This is a genomic window from Poseidonocella sedimentorum, assembly GCF_900116005.1.
Classification (GTDB): domain Bacteria; phylum Pseudomonadota; class Alphaproteobacteria; order Rhodobacterales; family Rhodobacteraceae; genus Poseidonocella; species Poseidonocella sedimentorum.
The window spans coordinates 88,321-106,916 of sequence record NZ_FOYI01000004.1 but is presented as its reverse complement, the minus strand read 5'-3'; the positions used below and the strand labels follow the sequence as shown (position 1 = coordinate 106,916).

Here is an 18,596-nt window from a genome sequence, read left to right as displayed (position 1 = left end):
TTGCAAATTGTGCAGTATCGGTTTGATAGGCGCATGAATCTGGAAAAAATATTACAAGTTGTGCAAAATTTGCACAGAGCTTAGCGCCGCGACCCCTGCTTGACCAGTCGCGACGCAAGCGCTCCGGCAAGGCAGTGACCCGCGCGACTGGCCGGTTGCGACGATAAGGCGGATGCGCCGCTCGACTGTTCTGGTATCCAGAGGCATGGACATCATTCTCGTCACGACGGTCATCGCATCGCTCTTCCTCGTCATCGGCGCGGCTGAGCCTTTCGCGGCGCGTTTGCGCCTGCCCTACAGCGTGATCCTTGCCGTTCTCGGGATCCTCATCGGCGCCGGGGCGACCTTCTTTCTGCGGACGGAGTTGACCGACGCGCTCAACCCCGTCGCCGAGGCGATCCTCGAATTGCCGATCCGGTCCAATGTGTTCCTCTACGTCTTCCTGCCGACGCTGCTCTTTCAGGCGACATTGGGGATGAACCTGCGGCGGATGCTGGACGACTGGGTCCCGATCCTCGTGCTGGCGGTGCTCGCGGTCGTGGTTGCCACGATCTCGGTCGGCTACGCCTTGTTCTGGGCGAGCGCGCTTCCGCTGGCGGCCTGCCTGCTCATCGGCTCCATTGTCTCGACGACAGACCCGTCGGCGGTCGTGTCGATCTTCCGCTCCATCTCGGCGCCGCGACGGCTGGCGCGGATCATCGAGGGCGAGAGCCTGCTCAACGACGCGGCCGCCATCGCCCTCTTCGGCCTCTTCATGGGCTTCGTGATGCTGGGGCTTCCGGACCCGGACCTTGGCGATGCGCTCGCGCGGTTCCCGATCCTGCTGGCGGGCGGCGCGCTGACCGGCTGGCTCGCGGCGCGGATCGCCCTTTGGGTCATGGCGCTCTTCAGCCGCCACGATCTGGCGCAGATCTCCATCTCCGTCGCCTTGCCCTATCTGGCCTATATCGTTGCCGAACAGAGCGTGGGCGCATCGGGGGTGATCGCGGTGGTGGCGACCGGCCTGACGCTCAACCTCACGGCCCCCGGCCGCCTGCCGCCGCAATCCTGGGCCGCCTTGCGCGATCTGTGGGACGTGCTCGCCCATTGGGCCGGGGCGCTCATCTTCATCCTTGCGGCGCTGCTGATCCCCCGGCTTCTGGAGGAGGCGCGGCTGGAAGATTTCCTTCTGGTCGGCGTGGTGGTGGTGGCCGCCGTCGGCGCGCGGGCCGCGATCCTTTTCGGCCTGCTTCCGCTGCTGACCGCGTTGAAGCTTTCCCCGCCCGTCGAGCGGCCCTATCGCGCGGCGATCCTTTGGGGCGGGCTGCGGGGGGCGGTGACCCTCGCGCTGGCGCTTGCGGTGACCGAGAGCGTCCGGGTGCCGGACGATATCCAGCGCGTGGTCGGCATCCTCGCCACCGGCTTCACCCTCTTCACGCTTCTGGTGCAGGGCACGACTCTGCGCTGGATCATCGGGCGGCTCGGGCTCGACCAGCTCTCGCCCATCGACGAGGCCCTGTCGCGGCAGGTCGTCGCCGTGGCCCTGCAAACCGTGCGCGAGGACGTGGCGCGGACCACCGAGAACTACGATCTGAACCACGAGACGGTGCGCTCCGAGGCCAAGCGCTTCGGCGAACGGCTCGATGCCGCGGTCAAGATGGCCGAGGAGAGCGCCGACATCCTCGACCGTGACCGCATCGCCCTGGGTCTGATCGCGCTGGCGGGCCACGAGCGAGACTCGATCCTCGCACGGGTGCGCGAGCGCACGATTTCGGCCCGGATGGCGGATCTCGTTCTGTCGGATGCCGACCGGTTGATCGAGGGCGCGCGCACTCAGGGCCGAAGCGGTTACCAGCGCGCGGCGCGGCGCAGCGTGGCATACGGCTGGGCGTTTCGGGCCGCGGTCCTGCTCAATGGCCGGCTCGGGATTCCGGCCCCGCTGGCCCGGATGACGGCGGACCGGTTCGAGCTGCTGCTCACGCAGCGCCTCATCCTGCGCGATCTTGGCGCCTTCATCGACGGGCGCATCCGGCGCATCCACGGGCGGCGGGTCGCCGAGCTGTTGCACGATCTCCTCTCCCGCCGGATCGAGACGGTGGAGACCGCGCTGGAAGGGCTGCGGCTGCAATATCCCGGCTACGCGGAGGAGCTGGAGCGTCGCTTTATCCGCCGCACGGCGCTGCGTCTTGAGGAGCGGGAGTATGTCGCGATGCGCGAGGACGGGCTGATCGGCGCCGAGGTCTACATGGCGTTGATGAGCGAGCTTGCGACGCGCCGCGTTCTGGCCGAGGACCGCCCGCGCCTCGACATCGCGCTCCAGCGGGCGTCCTTTGTCCGGCAGTTTCCGCTCTTTGCGGACTTCGACGATGGCGTCATGAAGCGGCTGAGTCGGTCCCTCACCACGCGCTATGTCGATGCGGGCGAGATCGTGCTGCGCAAGGAACACGGCGCGCGCAGCGTCTTCTTCATCGCCTCCGGGGCGGTCGAGCTGGAAAGCGCAGGCCAGACCTGGCGGCTCGGGCGCGGGGAGATGTTCGGCCAGATGGCGATCCTGACCCACCGTGCGCGCCGCGCGGATGTCCGGGCGATCGCGCCCACCACCCTGCTGGTTCTGGACGAGGACCGCTTCCGCCGGTTGCTCAAGCGCAGCGAGGCTCTGCGCGAGGCGGTGCGCATCAGCGCCGAAAAGCGCGGCATCGATCCGGCGGACCTTTTCTCGGACACGTGACAGCAAGCCGCGCTCGCCCCCCGGCGTGCTAGCGCCTGAGGTGCGTTCCGTCCGACAAGAGCACCTCGCTCATCGGCACGTCCCACGGCATCGGGTAGATGGTGGGAAGCAGACACCCGGAGAACCCCACGCCGATGACCCGCGGCGGCGGGGTCAGGCGGGCGAGCGTGCGGTCATAGTACCCGCCGCCATTGCCAAGGCGGAAGAGCTTCTCATCGACGCCGAGCAGCGGAGCGATGACGATATCCGGCGTGCCGGGCGCGCCATCGGCGGGCACGAGGATATCCCAGACGCCGCGGGTCATCCGGCAGCGGGGCGACCAGCCGTGGAATTCGAGAGGCGCGTGTTCCTGCGCGATCACGGGGAGCAGGATCCGCGCACCGGCCGCATGGGCCCGCGCCATCCAGGGGCGCAGATCGGGCTCGCCTCGGATCGGCCAGTAGACGCCGATGGCTTGGCCTGCGGGCGCGATGATCCGGTCCAGACCGTCGATCAGGCGGGCCGTCGCCGCCGCGCGCGCCTCCGCAGGGAGGGCCCGCGCCGCACCGAGCCGCGCCCGCTCCGCCCGCCTGAACCGCGCCACGTCCCGCGCTGTTTCCGGATCGACCGGATGGCCATCGACAAGGTGATGGGCAAGGCAGGGGGCGCTGCCGCCCTCGGTTTCGTCATCGCTCATGCGGATGCCTTTCGCGCGCGTGATGTCGGGCACAGGATACCGTAGCCCCAGGCGCAGACGAAGGCCTAAACCATGTGGGCCGCCGCGATTGGGAGTCCGCCCGCAACGCGGCGATCTGGCGGTGAGGCGGCAACGCTCGCGTCCCTCCAACGCGGCTCCGGATCGCGGGAAGTCCCTTATGCCGCCAGCTGGAACCTCGGGCTTGCTTCTATATGCAGATCGGCGTCAACATCGACTAAGGGGCAGGGACGCAAGCTCCAGCCGAGCCCGCCGGCTCAGGTCACACGTCTCACGGACTCGCGTTCCACGATCCTTGCCGGCAACCGGGTGCTCGTCATCGGGGCGCTGGTTTCGAGCCGATCCACGACCTGCCGGGCCGCGACATCGCCCATCCGGGTGGCGGGCAGGTCGATCGTGGTCAGGCTCGGGTGCGAATCCTTCGACCAATCCAGGTTGTCGAACCCCATGATCGAGATATCGTCAGGGATGGTCAGTCCCATGCTCTGCAACTGGAACATGACCCCAAGGGCCAGCACATCGGAGAGGCAAAGAATGGCGCTCGGGCGCGGGCTCATCTCAAGGATCCGCCGCGCCGCCTCCCGTCCGCCCTCGACACTGAGCGCCACCTCGACAAGCGGTGTCTCGATCTCATCGGACGAGGCCAGCAGGACCCCGCGGCATCGCGCCGCCGTCCTGTCGCTTTCCGCCGTCGGGCCATGCGCCACGGCGATGGTGCGGTGGCCGTTGCCGTGCAGATACTCGATGGCCGCAGTGGCGAGGGCGGTGTTGTCATAGCCGATTGTCGGGACTGCGCTGGCGCCATCGAAAATGGAGGTGAAGACCACCGGGATGCTCCGGCGCTCCAGCATGTCCAGCAACTCGCCCGAATGCGTCGCCCCGGTCAGGATGAAGGCTTCGGCGCCCATCGCCACCAGCTGTTCCGCGGCGGCCATCTCCCGCGTCAGCTCGGCATTCGAGATCGCCAGAACAAGGTTGTAGCCGCGCGCCGCCAAGGTCTGTTCGATCGCGGTGATGAATTTCGCGAAGACCGAGTGTTCGATCGTTGGAATGATCGTGGCAACGGTTTTCGATCTGCGCGTGGAGAGCGCCCGCGCCGCGGGGTTGGGGACATAGTTAAGCTGCTTGGCGACGCGCAGGACTTCGGCGCGCATCTCGGGATTCACCTTGGGATTCCCGTTCATCACCCGCGAAACAGTGGCCGTAGAGAGGCCGGTCATGCGCGCCACGTCCCGAATTGTGCCCACTTTGTCCGTCATTTGGTGCTCATGCCCGAGAGGTTTCGCTATTTTTCTTGACTCAAATTACAGACGAGTCGTTAACTTGGGTATCCCCTTAACGCTAGCTGCTAGCCGCTGGGAATTTTTACAACTACTCAAGTAACCGGTTACTTGGGTTTGACGCGAGAAAAAACATGCTTGTGACGCAGTCAGCCTTTGCCGACCCTCGGCCCCGACTTCGCGGTCTTGGGGTGCCGAATGTGCATGTCGCGGATGTGCTTTGCGGCGAGGCCGTGAGCTTGGATGTCCGCGCGGGATCGACGCTTTCCGTGACCAATACCGGGGGCGGCGCGGCGGCGGTTCTGACGGTGCTCTTGCCGGACCAGAGCTGCTTTTCCGGAGCGCCCGTCGGCGTGGGGCCGGCGGAGCAGAGCAAGCTCCCTGTGGACGCCTTTGACAGCCGGCAGATGGAGGCGCTCACCCGCGCGCGTGGCGGAGCCTTGCGCGACGGAACCGGTGTGGAGCTCTTTGGCCCGGCCTCGGAGCCCGGCGCGCTCTATGTCACGAAACTGCAGCAGGATTGCACTGTTTTCCTCATCGCTCCGGTGGCGCGGGATTTCGTTGAAACCGGGGGCGGCAGCCATTTTTCGGTGCGCGTCCAGCCGCCCGCAGCTGGGGCGGACAGCATCGCCCTGCCGCGCCCTCTGGGCAAGATCGTCGATGAATGGCGCGTTTCGCGCGGCACGGCGCAGGCCTATCAGGTCAGACAAGGCCAGTTCATTCAGGTGATCGACGTCGAAGGGCAGCAATGCTCCGACTTCATGGCGATGCGTGCCTCCGCGCTTGACGCGGGCAAGGAGCGCTATATCGACTCGACCGTCTCCCGTACCATGGCGCGCGCGGCCTATCCGCTTCCGGGCCTGCACGACAAGTTCTACGATCAGGATATCAACCCGCTTCTCGCCGTGCGCCAAGACACCGTCGGGCGCCACGACACGTTTGCTCTGGCCTGCACCGCGCGGGGCTATGAGGAGCGTGGCTTTCCGGGGCATCTCAACTGCTCCGACAACATCTCCGACGCCTTCGCCCCCTACAGCATCGAACGGCGGGCCGCCTGGCCGGCGATCAATTTCTTCTTCAACTCCTGGGTCGATCCCACCCATGGCCATCTCGGCACCGACGAAGCCTGGTCCCGCCCCGGTGACTACGTCGCGATGGAAGCGTTGACCGATCTCGTCTGCGTCTCGACGGCCTGTCCCGATGACGTCGATCCGATCAACGGCTGGAACCCCACAGATATCCACGTTCGCATTTATGAAGAGGACAGTTCGATAACCCATTCGGTTTCATGGCGCGCGCAGCCCGAAGATGGGGCCAAGCTCACGCGGCATTCCGCCTTCCATCCCCGCACGTCCAAGCTGACCAGCAGCTTTGCCGTCTCGCGCGATTTGTGGACGCCCAGCCATTTCGACGCGACCGGCGCGGTGGAGGAATACTGGGCCTGCAAGACCGCCGCGACGCTCCAGGACATGTCGGGCCTTCGCAAATATGACGTGATCGGCCCCGATGCCGCCGCCCTCTTGCAGCATTGCCTGACGCGCAACGTCGACAAACTGGCGCAGCATCGCGGGTTTTACGCGCTGATGTGCGACGAGCGGGGGAGCGTGCTCGATGACGGGACGCTGTTCTGCATCGAGCCGACCTCCTATCGCTGGTGTTGCGGGTCCGACAATTCGGCGCTGCATCTGCGCGAGATGGCCGAAAAGCTCGGGCTGAACGTTCATGTCCGGTCGCTCGGGCACCGGATGGTGAACCTCGCGCTTCAGGGGCCGAAATCGCGCGACATCCTGAGCCGGATCGTCTTCACCCAGCCCGGCCGGCCGATGCTGGAAAACCTCAAGTGGTTCGGCTTCACGGTCGCCCGGCTCCATGATCGCGACGGGCCGGTTTTCATGCTCTCGCGGACCGGGTTCACCGGCGAGCTGGGCTATGAGATTTTCTGCGACCGCGACCATGCGACAGAAATCTGGGACGGTGTGATGGCCGCGGGCGCGCCGGACGGGCTGGTGCCGATGGGCGGCGCGGCGCTTGAGATGCTGCGGCTGGAGGCCGGGCTGATGATCGCCGGGGCCGAGTTCGGGCCGGACGCCGATGCGATGGAATCCGGTCTGGGCTTTGCGGTCGATTTCAAGAAAGACGCGTTCATCGGGCGCGCCGCGCTGGAGCGAAACAAGGCCGCGGCTCGCCGCCGCCTTGTCGGCCTGACCTTTGCCGGCAAGGAAACCCCCGCCCATGGCGATGCGATCTTCGTCGGGCGCGAGCAGGTGGGCGTGATCACCAGCGCGACCTATTCGCCCCAACTTGGCCACGCCATCGCCATGGCGCGGGTCGCGATCGAGAACAGCGACGAGGGCGCGCTGCTCGAAGTGGGGCGGCTCGACGGGCATATGAAACGCCTGCCTGCGATCGTCTGCGCCCTTCCGTTCCTTGACCCCAAACGAGAGAAGGCCCGCGCGTGACCGCAGCTCAAAAAGATGTCGTCGTTTGCAAGAACGTCTGGAAAATTTTCGGGGATCGCGCCGATGAGGCCATGGCCGCGGTGCGGGCAGAGAACCTGTCCAAGGCCGAGGTGCTGGACCGTTTCGGCTGCGTGGTCGGCGTGCGCGATGTGTCGATCAGCGTCGGCGAGGGCGAGATCTTCTGCATCATGGGGCTGTCGGGCTCCGGCAAATCGACCCTCGTGCGGCACATCAACCGCCTGATCGAACCGACCTCGGGGGATATCCTCATCAACGGCACCAATGTCGGCGATCTCGGCCCCGAGGCCCTGCGCGAGATGCGCGCGGACAAGATCGGCATGGTGTTTCAGAACATGTCCCTGTTGCCGCACCGCACCGTGCGCGACAACATCGCCTTCTCGCTGGAGCTGCGCAATGTCGATGCCTTCACCCGCACCCAGCTGGCCGACAAGGTGATCGATCTGGTCTCGCTCCAGGGCTATGGCGACCGCTACCCGGCGCAGCTCTCCGGCGGCATGCAGCAGCGCGTGGGCCTTGCCCGCGCCATGGCCGCCGATCCCGACATCCTGCTGATGGACGAGCCGTTCTCGGCGCTTGATCCACTGATCCGGCGCGGGCTTCAGGACGAGTTTCTCGAACTGTCGCGGACCATGAAGAAGACCACCCTGTTCATCACCCATGACCTTGACGAGGCCATCCGCATGGGCAACCGGATCGCCATCATGAAAGACGGCGAAATCGTCCAGATCGGCACGCCGGAAGAGATCGTGACCGAGCCGGCCGACCAATATGTCTCGGATTTCGTGGCCGGTATTTCCAAGCTGAAACTGGTGTTCGCCCACACGGTCATGCAGCCCGTCGCCGCCTATGAAACGGCTGGAAAAACGGTGCCGCCCGTGGCGGACTGCCCGACCGCCAACCCCGAGGACGATCTCGACACGCTGGTGGGGCTGGTCGTCGATCAGAGCAACCCGATCGTCATTCAGGACGCCGGGCAAACCGTCGGGGTCGTCACCAAGGACGCGCTGCTGCACGCAATCAAGGGCGAGGGCTAGGCAATGACAACTCCAACCGAAACGCCATTCGCTGAGTTCGCCGAGACCAACGGCGCCTACTACGCGGATGTGTTCCTCAAGATCCAGAAGTCCGCCCTCGGGCGGTTTCACATCAATACCGCGGCCTTGTTCGGCAGTTTCATATGGGCCGCGCTGCGCGCCAACTGGACGCTGTTTCTGATCGGGTTCGTCATCGACCTGATCGCGCTGGTGAACCTCTCGCTCTATTTCAAATACGCCGGGGCGGCGATCGAGAACGCGGACAAGGAGTTTCTCGTCAACCGCTACGAGACCTGGGCGCAGGGGCATATCATCTCGGCGCTTGTCGTTTTCGTCCTAGGGCGACTGTTGTTCGGCTGGCTTGCGGACCGGCTCTATGTGAAGCAATACAGCAAATGGCGGATCGACCGCGCGACGCCGAGCGGGTTCAGCCTGTCGCGTCTTGGGATGGCGGGGCTGATCGTGCTCCTGATCGTGCCGCTGATGCTCTATCGCAGCAGCCAGTTCGCCCCCGATGAACGCTCCTGCATCCGCCAGGATCGCGCCATCGCCGCGGGCGAAGAGGTGCCGTTCAAGGCGAAATTCGACTGTTTCATGATCGGCGAATTCCCGACGTTGATCTGGATTGACCGCCCCGACAAGGTGACCTACCCGCGCGACGACAACGGCGAGCGGACGGTCTTGCGGACCCCGGCGCGCGAGGGCGCGCCGCCGGTGACGCTGAGCACCTTCGTGGCCGACAAGATCGACAACGGCATCGGCTATCTCACCGTCTTCTACGGGGTGTTTTTTGACGGCATCACGGTCTTCCTGCGGGTCATGCTCAACGCGATCAGCGCGGTTTTCGTGGGCACGCCGTGGATGATCGCCATGGGCGTTCTGACCTTCGCGGCCTATGCGGCGGCGGGCACGCGCATCGCCGTTTTCGTCGGGGTCTCGCTGTTCTATCTCGCCATCTTCGGCTTCTGGCAGGCCGCGATGGACACGCTCTCGCTCGTGGCGGCGGCCTCGATCATCTGCGTGGTCGCGGGCTTGCCGCTTGGCATCTGGGTCGGCAAATCCGAGCGCGGGCGCGCGATATTCACCCCGGTGCTCGACGTGATGCAGACGATCCCGTCCTTCGTCTACCTGCTCCCGGCAATCGCCTTTTTCTCCATCGGCAAGCCCCCGGGCATCCTCGCGACGGTGATCTTCGCGATGCCGCCGATGGTGCGCCTGACGGCTCTCGGCCTTCAGCAGGTGCCCGAAACCACCAAGGAGGCGGCCTTGGCCTTCGGCGCGAACCCGCGCCAGCTTCTGACCAAGGTCGAGCTGCCTCTGGCGATGCCGTCGATCATGGCCGGGATCAACCAGGTCGTGATGATGAGCCTGTCGATGGTCGTGATCGCGGCGCTGATCGGCGCGGGCGGCATGGGCTATATCGTCACCGAGGCCCTGGAAAACACCGAAACCGGGCGCGGCATCCTCGCCGGCGCCGGGATCGCGCTTCTGGCGATGATGATCGACAAGGTCGTTCAGCGCGCCAGCAACAAGACCTGAAAAACCAACAGGAGAGAACGAAATGAAACTGACACACCATTTGCTGGGCGGGACCGCGGCGCTCGCCATGACCGCCTCGTCCGTCGCGGCTCAGGATGCCAGCGTCAAGATCGGCGATCTGACCTGGACCGGCGCGCGCGCCATCGGCTACGTCATCAAGGCCGTGATCGACGGGCCGCTCGACTCGGAGGCCGAGATCGTCGAGGGCCTCTCGGACGGCAATGTCATCGCCGCGGGCATGGACAAGGGCGACGGCTCCGTTGACGTCTACTCCGACCTCTGGATGCCCAACCGCCAGAACATCTGGGACACCTACATCGATGGCGCCCAGACCGTCGGCGCCAATATCCCCTACGAGGGCACGCAGCGGATGTACGTGCCCAGCTACATGGCCGACCGCGTCACATCCATCGAGGACCTGCGCGATCCCGAAATCGCGGCGATGTTCGACAAGGACGGGGACGGGCTCGGCGAATACTGGGCCGGGGATGCCGGTTGGGCCTCGACCAAGACCTGGCAGATCAAGTTCGAGAGCTATGGCCTGTCGGACCTGTGGGAAGCGGAAGTCCTTCCCGATGCGACGTTCAAGGCGCTGCTCGAAAGCTCCATCCAGCGCGAAAAGCCGCTGCTGTTCTACTACTGGACACCGGAATGGGTCCACGCGGCCTATGACATCACGCCCATCGAGGAGCCGGCCCGGACCGAGGGCTGCGAGAATGTCGATCTGGATGCGGAAGACTGGCTCGAGGCCTCCAGCTTCAGCTGCGCCTCCAGCAACGCGGAAATCTACGTCGCCTACTCGCTTTCCCTCGAAGAGCGGAACCCGCCGGTTGCGAAATTCCTCAGCCAGCTGTCGATGGACCCCGCGACGGTGAACGGCTGGATTCTGGAGATCGGCCGCGATGGGCGCGATCCGCAGGATGTGGCCGAGGAATGGGTCGCCGAGAACATGGATATCGTGAACGAGTGGATCAAGTAGGGATCTGCTGAGCACAAGGCGCCTGCGGCGGGCCCCGTCCAGCCGCAGGAGCCATTTTTTTCGGCCCCGCATCAGCCGGGGCGGGCGCGGCCGCCCAGAGTTATCGCTGGATTGACAAAGGTCAATCTGGCGGCCCGGCCACCGGCTATTCTGCCCCCGACAGCCAGGAGGCCGACCGTGACCACCCAGACAACCGCCCATCGCACCACCTACATCGACGTCCCCGAGGCGGTCGGGGTGTTTGACAAGTTCGAGACCTTGCAAAAGGCGATCTACGATTTGCGCATGGCCGGGTTCAGCCGCGCCGACATCAGCTTGCTCGGCAGCAAACACGCGATGGAAGAGAAACTCGGGTCGGCCTTCTGGCGCGCCGAGGATCTTGAGGACAACCCCGATGCGCCGCGCGCCGCCTTCGTCTCCGAAGAGGCGATCGGCGAGCTGGAGGGCGCGATCGCGGGCGGGTTCTTCTTTCTCGGCTCCTCCATCGCGATGGCGGCCATGCTGACGCCGCTGTCAACCCTCGCGGCCTCGATCGCCGCGATTGCGATCGGGGGCGGCCCGGCGGCCGTCGTCGGCACGGTGCTGGCGCGACGCGCCGGTCAACACCACAAGGATTACTACACGGATCAGATCCGGAATGGCGGCATTCTGCTTTGGGTCCGGACAGTCAACGCGGAGAAGGAAGCCCTGGCGGTCAGGATCCTGAAGGGCCATTCGGGCCGGGATGTCCACGTACACCCCTGGAGCGAGTAGCGCGCGGATCGCCGCGACGGGAGCAACATGAACAGCAAGGAGCCGAGTGAGTCATGACTGACACCGACAAAACGCTTGCCAACCTCCAGACGGCCGTGTCGATGGAACTCGCCGCGGTCACCCAATACCTCCTGCACATCCTGACGACCGAGGATTGGGGGCTGGACAAGCTGGCCGAAAAGATGCGTGCCGAAATGCTCGAAGAGCTTGGCCATGCGGAAGACTACGCGCGGAGGATGATCTTCCTCGGCGGCACACCGGAAATGAAACCGGCGAAAACCCCGACACCGGCGCAGTCCTTGCAGGACATGTTCGAGGCCGATCTGGCCGACGAGAAAGACGCGATCAGGTTTTATTCGCAGGCGGCGCGGGAAGCGGACGAGGCCAACGACATCGGCACGCGCGTCATTTTCGAGCGCACCGCGATGGATGAGGAGGGCCATATGGCCTGGCTCGATCTGCAACTGTCGCTCATGCGCCGTATGGGCGAGCCCGCCTTCACCGCGATGCAGATCGGCCCGCCCGCGGCCGAGTAAACCATGGGCAAAGACGCCCGGCAAAAGGAGCTTCGAGATGAAAGACTACGCGGTTATCGCCAGCGAATATCATTCCGGCTACGCGAAACTCGCCGAAGAGATTCCCGATACGACGGGCTCCTTCGGGCGGCTGGTGCGGGAGGCGACAGCGGAGGGCGCGCTGTCGACCAAAACCAAGGAGCTCATCGCCTTCGGCATCGCGATTTCCGTCCGCTGCGATGGCTGCATCGCGCATCATTCCCAAGCCGTCCTGGAGGCGGGTGCCACGCGGCAGGAAGTGTCCGAGATGATCGGCGTCGCGATCCTGATGGGAGGCGGTCCGGCCTCCGTCTACGGGGCCGAGGCGCTACGCGCCTATGACGAGGCCGCGGGCCGGACCGTCCCCGCGAACTAGGCTTTTGACCCGACCCCGGCGCGGTCTGTCGTCCGCCCGGGGCCCCTGCCGTGCACGCTCAAAACCTCGGGGAAACCCGCGTCCTCGCGGCTGTTCCTCAATGAAGCTCCCCCTTTTTCAAACACTTATCGGGACTTTTCGCCAAATAACGCCGCGCTAACGGGCGTTGGTTCACCCTCGTTTACGAATCGTTAACGGATTTGATCCGGGGGATATGACCATGGCTGACAGATTTGGAACAAGCGGCGACGATCAGTACGAGGCTTCGATCGTCGGTACAGATGAGAACGACCGGTACTTCGGGTTCGCCGGCTTCGACTTTCTTGCGCCGACGCTGGGCGATGACATTCTCGACGGCGGCGATGACAGTGATGTGGCCATTTATGGTTGGTTCGACATCTTCACCAACGGCATCACCATCAACAACACCGCCAGCGAACAGAACGGCGTTGCCGCCTTCACCACTGACAAGCGCGGTTTCGGCACCGACACCCTCATCGGCATGGAGAACTTCCACGGCACCAACTATGACGACGAAATCTACCTCGGCTACAACCCGGACGGGACCTATACCTTCGATGAATGGGGCGACGATCTCGTGGTCGCCTTTCAGGGCGACACCGACGTGGGGAACCATTTCGTCGCGGGTCCCGGCGATGACACCTATGTCGGATCGATGGGCGAGGGCGATCTGATCGACTTCGAGGACATCTACACCGGATCCGAAACCGGTGTCACCGTCCTGTTCACTGGCATCGGCAGCGGCTTCGCGACCGATCCTTGGGGCGGCACCGACACGTTCTTTGGCATCGAGGAGATCCAGGGCACCCAGCAGGACGACACGATCACAACCGGCGACGGCGACAATGGCATCATGGGGTTTGCCGGCGACGACACCCTGATCGCAGGCGGCGGACGAGACGACCTCTTCGGCGGCGCGGGCGATGACACTCTCGACGGCGGCGCAGGCGATCGCGATGAGGCGCGCTATGACGATGATATCGAGCAGGGCGGCGGATCCGGCGTCACGGTCGATCTGGCAGCGGGCATCGCGACCGATGGGTTTGGCGATACCGATACGCTGATCGGCATCGAAGACGTCCGGGGGACAGACAGTGCCGACACGATTTCCGGCGACGATGGGGACAACACCCTCGATGGCCGGGGCGGGAATGACTTTCTTTATGGCCGCGAGGGTCGGGATTTCCTGATCGGTGGCGCCGGGGATGACATCCTCGACGGCGGAGACGGCGACGAGGACCGTGTCAGCTATGACGATGATATCGAGCATGGCGGCGGGTCCGGCGTCACGGTCGATCTGGCAGCGGGCACCGCGACCGATGGGTTTGGCGATACCGATACGCTGATCGGCATCGAAAACGTCCGGGGACAGACAGTGCTGACACGATTTCCGGCGACGATGGGGACAACGCCCTCGATGGCCGGGGCGGCGATGACTTTCTTTATGGCCGCGAGGGTCGGGATTTCCTGATCGGTGGCGCCGGGGATGACATCCTCGATGGTGGCGACGGCGACGAGGACCGTGTCAGTTATGACGATGATATCGAGCATGGCGGCGGGTCCGGCGTCACGGTCGATCTGGCAGCGGGCACCGCGACCGATGGGTTTGGCGATACGGATACACTTATCGGCATCGAACAGGTTCGCGGCACAGAGTTCGCCGATACGATCACGGGCGATACTAACAGCAACTGGCTTGCTGGAGATGACGGCGATGACACGCTGATCGCCGTGGCCAACACCGAGGTCTCGGAAGACTGGCTGACCGGTGACGATCTCTCCGGGGGTGACGGTGACGACATGCTCATCGGGAGCGAGGGCAGTGACTACCTGCAGCCCGGGGCGGGGACAGATACCATCATCGGCGGCGGTCAGCCGGAGGGATCGAGCGGCGATACCCTCGTCTATCGCCACGACGATGCCGACAGTGGGGTCACGGTGACCTTTTCCGGTCTGGGGCAAGGCACGGCCATTGATTGGGCCGGCGATACCGATACGTTCACCGGAATCGAGCGCGTGCGCGGCACCGAGTTTGCCGATGAGATCACCGCCGATGATGGCGACAATGACCTCGAAGGCGAGGGCGGGAATGACACGTTGTTCGGGCTTGGCGGGGACGATCGTCTTGAGGGCGGCGAGGGCGACGACCTACTCGACGGCGGAGACGGCGGCGACTATTTCCGCCCCGGCGCCGGGGCCGACACGATCATCGGCGGCGACGTCCCGGGCGAGAACGGCAGCGAGGACGAACTGTCCTATGCCTTCGACGACGCCATCACCAACGGGATTGTGGCGACCTATTCGAATGCCTCTGACGGCACGGTGGAGGACGGGTCCGGGGCCACGGATACCTTCACCGGAATCGAGCTTATCGAGGGGACCATGTTTGCCGATACCTTCATCGGTGCGGAGGGAAGCGACGAGTTCCGCGGCCTGGCCGGCGATGACTACTTCGATGGTGGTGCGGGTGACGAGGACGAGGTCGACTACAAGGGCGCGCGCTCCGAGGACGGCGCCTTTCAGGGTGTGACGGTCAACCTTGCGACCGGCATCGCCACAGACGCATGGGGCGACACGGACACGCTCGTCAGTATCGAAAGAATCGAAGGCACCCGTGAGTTCGGCGACACGATCCTCGGGAACCACCAGCGCAACCATCTTCGGGGCGAAGGCGGCGATGATTACATCGATACGGTGGGCGGCTCCGACAACTGGGCCGATGGCGGCGAAGGCAACGACACGATCCACCTGCGCGGTGAAAACGACGGGGCCGCGACCGGCGCGGGCGACGATACCATCTACGTCTACGGCCAGTATGCCTTCATCGAGATGGAGCTTGGCGACAACACCGTGATCGTCGATGGCGGCTCCGACCTCTTTTTGTCCTACGAGCAACTCGATCAGGGCGTGACGGTCGATCTTCAAGCCGGGACGGCGGCGAAACAGGGCGGCGCGGCCGATACCTTCAGCGCGGTGACCGGCCTGCGGGGCAGTTTTGGCGACGATGTCCTCCTCGGCGGCGCCGGGGACGAGGAGTTTCAGGCCACTGTCGGCGATGACAGCGTTGACGGGCGCGACGGGGAAGATCGCCTCAGCTACCGCGAGATCGATCGGAACGCCGCGCTCGGGGAGGACGCACTTCGCGACGGCGTGGTATTCGACATCGCCGCCGGGACGGCCACGCTGACCGGCTACGGCACCACGAGCTTTGCCAACATCGACGTTTTCGAGGGCGGACAGCGGGATGACGTCTTCCGCGGCGACGCCGGCGACAACCAATTCCGCGGCCTCGGCGGGACCGACAGCTACGATGGCGGCGAAGGGTTCGACCGGATCAGCTTCACCGGGGACTGGTGGAATGGCGGGCAAGGCAGTGTCACCGTTGACCTCGCGGCCGGAACCGCGACGGACGGCTACGGCAACGACGAGACCTTCACCAGTATCGAAAGCGTCTTTGGTGGACGTGTGGACGATGCGCTTTTCGGCGATGCGGTCTCGAACGGGATCTGGGGCGACGATGGCGACGATATCATCGACACCCGCGCCGGCGAGGATTGGCTCTCGGGTGGCTGGGGTCAGGATACGCTGACGGGCGGCACGGGTGCCGATGTCTTCTACGGCTGGATCGGCCATCTCGATGGCGACACGATCACAGACCTGGAGGCGGGCGACGCGATCGAGGTCTATGCCGACGGGTGGGGCGCCCTGCTGGGCGCCGACATCTGGGCCGACGCGGCGCAGATTTACATCGACATCACCGGCGATGGCGTTGCGGAGGCGGTGATGGTCAACGGCTCGGGATACACCGGCGCGATCCGCTCCGGGGGCGGACCGGTCGGCGGGCCGGTTGCGGCGGTCGTGTCGCTGGACGGTGCCGGCGGGCTTATCTTCTCGGCGCCCGAGGGCACGGGCGGCGACACCGACGTCACCGCCACCCTGACCCGCAGCGGCGATATCTTCTCGCAAGTGACGGTCGACTTCGCGGTCGCGGGCGCCGGGGCGAACCCGGGCTCGGCCGCCGACCTGACGGCGGGTTTCGGCAGCGGGCAGGTGGTTTTCGCCCCGGGCCAGACCGAGGCGGAGATCACGCTGACGATCGCCGGGGACAGCCTGATCGAGGCGAATGAGCGTCTTGCGCTGACCCTCACAGGCATCACCTCGACCGGCGCCGTGCCGGCGGAGATCGCGGGCGGGACCGAGGCGCTGATCCGGATCGTCAACGATGATTTCCTGCAGCGGGTGAACGTCACCGGCAGCAAGGCGCAGGAGGACACCCAGGATCTGATCTTCACCGTGACCCGCGAGGGGCCGGACCTGAGCCAGGCGATCGATGTCACCGTCTCGCTCCTTGGCGGGACCGGGCCGCGCGAGGCCTCTTCAGACGATATCGCGGGCGGGTTGCCGCAGACCGCGACGGTCAGCTTTGCCGCCGGCGAAGCGACCCAGACGATCACGCTCGACCCGATCGCGGATCTTGAAAACGAGTTCCACGAGCGCGTTGTGGCGCAGATCATCAGCATCGAGGGCGCGGGCGCGTCCTCCTACGAGATCGGCAGCGGGCAAGCCGTCGGTGAGATCCGCAATGACGACGGGATCCCCCCAATCCCACCGGGCCTCGACGCGTCGAGCGCCATGGATCCTCACCTCTTCACCTTCGATGGGCTCAGCTATGATTTTCAGGCGGTTGGCGAGTTCGTCCTCCTCGAAGCCAGAAGCGGAGACCCGCTGTCGATTCAGATCCGCTATCAGCCCGTGCCGGGCAGCGACTACGCCTCCCATGCCACGGCCGTGGCCACCGAGCTTGACGGTGTGACGCTCTCCTTCGATCTCGGGGCACCCGATACGCTCATGATCGGTGGGGTCGCGATGGCGCTCGGGGCGGCGGTGGGCGGCCGCGCGGTGGGCGATGGCATGGTCTACTATGATGGCGAGGCCCTGACGGTTGTCTATGGCAACGGTGAACAGCTTCGGGTCGACATCTTCGACAGCTTCCTGAACGCCAACGCCTTCGTGCTGGACGGGCGCGACGTGCACGGGCTTCTGGGCAATGGCAACGGCGATGCCTCCGATGATCTCGCCCTGCGCGACGGGACGGCGCTGACACAACCGGTCAGCTTCGCCCAGCTCTACGGATCTTATGCGGACAGCTGGCGCATCGATCAGGCCGAAAGCCTCTTCGTCTACGGCCCCGGGCTCGGCACCGCCGACTACACCGACACGTCCTACCCGCGCGGCGAGGTGCGCCTCGATGAGCTGCCGCAGGAGGTTTTGGATCGGGCCGAGGAGGCCACGGCGGGGATCGCCGATCCGGTGCTCAAGCAGGCCGCGATGCTGGACTTCATCCTGACCGGCAACACCGGCTACATCGCGGGCGCCGAAGCGATCGCCCCCGAAACGGTGAGCCGGATCACACCGACCGACGCGCCGGACCCGGACGCCGGGATCGGGGTCTATGCCGCCGATCTGGAGCTTGCAGAAGGGGACGGCGGCGTGACGGAGGCGTTCTTCACCGTCTACCGGACCGGCGATCTGACCGGCGAGATCAATATCACCTATGCCCTGACCGGCGACATCGATGACGATGACGTCTCCGGCCCGCTGACCGGCAGCCTGAGCCTCGGCGACGGCGTTGCGGCGCAGACCGTCTCGGTCGGCGTTCTCGGCGATACCACGGTGGAAGCGGATGAAGCCCTGATCTTCGGCTTTTCCATCAGCGCCGGCACCGCGGATGTGCTATCATCCATGTCGACAACGACGATAATCACGGATGATTTTGCGCCCCCGGAGCAGGTCGTGAACGAGATCGACGGCACAGAGGACAGCGACAACCTCGTCGGCACCGACGGCGCCGATGCCATCCGCAGCCTCGGGGGCCGGTATGACAAGATGAGCGGCGGCGCAGAGGCCGATCAGTTCATCTTCGGCGCCGAAACGAACAATGGCATTCGCGAGCGCGACGTGATCCTCGATTTCGAGGTCGGGCTTGATGAAATCGTGCTGCAGGACGGCGCCTCCATCGCCTCGATCCGCGAGACCTCCAGCCAGGTCGTCGTCTTCCTCGATGGTGATCGGGACGCGATCTACGTGCGCGGCGAAGGTGTGACCGCCGACAACGTCACCATCGTCACCGACGACATCTTCGAGCTTGTCTGACAGGAAAATGAACAAGGAGATTGGTT

Annotated in this window: 12 protein-coding genes; 10 read left to right on the top strand and 2 right to left on the bottom strand. The window is 65.2% G+C overall.

The features are described 5' to 3' along the window. Window positions 1-205: 205 nt before the first annotated feature. A complete protein-coding gene (locus BM353_RS07480) occupies window positions 206-2,707 on the top strand; it encodes a cation:proton antiporter (RefSeq protein ID WP_092078763.1) in 2,502 nt (833 codons plus the stop codon). A gap of 28 nt (window positions 2,708-2,735) precedes the next feature. Here BM353_RS07480 and BM353_RS07475 read toward each other — a convergent pair whose 3' ends face one another. Together BM353_RS07475 and BM353_RS07470 are read right to left on the bottom strand one after the other, a co-directional pair. Then, window positions 2,736-3,383, bottom strand: a complete 648-nt coding sequence (locus tag BM353_RS07475) for a 5-formyltetrahydrofolate cyclo-ligase (protein ID WP_092079220.1) — start codon at window positions 3,381-3,383, stop codon at window positions 2,736-2,738. A 275-nt stretch (window positions 3,384-3,658) separates the two neighbouring features. Then, window positions 3,659-4,660: a LacI family DNA-binding transcriptional regulator gene (locus BM353_RS07470; protein WP_092078760.1), complete on the bottom strand. Its 1,002-nt coding sequence runs from the start codon at window positions 4,658-4,660 to the stop codon at window positions 3,659-3,661. 212 nt (window positions 4,661-4,872) lie between these two features. Here BM353_RS07470 and BM353_RS07465 point away from each other — a divergent pair, with 212 nt between their 5' ends. From BM353_RS07465 to BM353_RS07425, 9 genes are all read left to right on the top strand, one after another. Further along, a complete protein-coding gene (locus tag BM353_RS07465; RefSeq protein ID WP_245759597.1) occupies window positions 4,873-7,140 on the top strand; it encodes a DUF1989 domain-containing protein in 2,268 nt (755 codons plus the stop codon). After that, the gene (locus BM353_RS07460) at window positions 7,137-8,195 is read left to right on the top strand and encodes a quaternary amine ABC transporter ATP-binding protein (protein WP_092078754.1); all 1,059 of its coding nucleotides are present in this window, start codon (window positions 7,137-7,139) and stop codon (window positions 8,193-8,195) included. The genes BM353_RS07465 and BM353_RS07460 overlap by 4 nt, the downstream gene beginning before the upstream one ends. 3 nt (window positions 8,196-8,198) lie before the next feature. Next, window positions 8,199-9,734, top strand: coding sequence for an ABC transporter permease (locus BM353_RS07455; RefSeq protein WP_092078751.1), 1,536 nt, complete (start codon window positions 8,199-8,201; stop codon window positions 9,732-9,734). 22 nt (window positions 9,735-9,756) lie between these two features. Then, entirely contained in the window at window positions 9,757-10,713 is a 957-nt protein-coding gene (locus tag BM353_RS07450) for an ABC transporter substrate-binding protein (RefSeq protein WP_092078749.1), read from the top strand. 177 nt (window positions 10,714-10,890) lie between these two features. Beyond that, window positions 10,891-11,466, top strand: a complete 576-nt coding sequence (locus BM353_RS07445) for a hypothetical protein (protein ID WP_092078746.1) — start codon at window positions 10,891-10,893, stop codon at window positions 11,464-11,466. Between the two features lie 53 nt (window positions 11,467-11,519). After that, window positions 11,520-12,002, top strand: coding sequence for a bacterioferritin (locus BM353_RS07440; RefSeq protein WP_092078743.1), 483 nt, complete (start codon window positions 11,520-11,522; stop codon window positions 12,000-12,002). Window positions 12,003-12,039: 37 nt separating this feature from the next. After that, window positions 12,040-12,396: a carboxymuconolactone decarboxylase family protein gene (locus BM353_RS07435; protein WP_092078740.1), complete on the top strand. Its 357-nt coding sequence runs from the start codon at window positions 12,040-12,042 to the stop codon at window positions 12,394-12,396. A 220-nt stretch (window positions 12,397-12,616) separates the two neighbouring features. Further along, window positions 12,617-13,888: a calcium-binding protein gene (locus BM353_RS07430; protein WP_143104124.1), complete on the top strand. Its 1,272-nt coding sequence runs from the start codon at window positions 12,617-12,619 to the stop codon at window positions 13,886-13,888. Beyond that, window positions 13,804-18,570 (top strand): Calx-beta domain-containing protein, encoded by a 4,767-nt coding sequence (locus BM353_RS07425; protein ID WP_425439400.1) that lies wholly within the window; start codon window positions 13,804-13,806, stop codon window positions 18,568-18,570. Before BM353_RS07430 ends, BM353_RS07425 begins: the two co-directional genes overlap by 85 nt. Window positions 18,571-18,596: the final 26 nt, after the last annotated feature.

Excerpts from the sequence above, each read along its gene's own strand:
- BM353_RS07480 (WP_092078763.1), top strand. The coding sequence starts at position 206 with ATGGACATCATTCTCGTCACGACGGTCATCGCATCGCTCTTCCTCGTC.
- BM353_RS07475 (WP_092079220.1), bottom strand. The coding sequence starts at position 3,383 with ATGAGCGATGACGAAACCGAGGGCGGCAGCGCCCCCTGCCTTGCCCAT.
- BM353_RS07470 (WP_092078760.1), bottom strand. The coding sequence starts at position 4,660 with ATGACGGACAAAGTGGGCACAATTCGGGACGTGGCGCGCATGACCGGC.
- BM353_RS07455 (WP_092078751.1), top strand. The coding sequence starts at position 8,199 with ATGACAACTCCAACCGAAACGCCATTCGCTGAGTTCGCCGAGACCAAC.
- BM353_RS07450 (WP_092078749.1), top strand. The coding sequence starts at position 9,757 with ATGAAACTGACACACCATTTGCTGGGCGGGACCGCGGCGCTCGCCATG.
- BM353_RS07440 (WP_092078743.1), top strand. The coding sequence starts at position 11,520 with ATGACTGACACCGACAAAACGCTTGCCAACCTCCAGACGGCCGTGTCG.
- BM353_RS07435 (WP_092078740.1), top strand. The coding sequence starts at position 12,040 with ATGAAAGACTACGCGGTTATCGCCAGCGAATATCATTCCGGCTACGCG.
- BM353_RS07430 (WP_143104124.1), top strand. The coding sequence starts at position 12,617 with ATGGCTGACAGATTTGGAACAAGCGGCGACGATCAGTACGAGGCTTCG.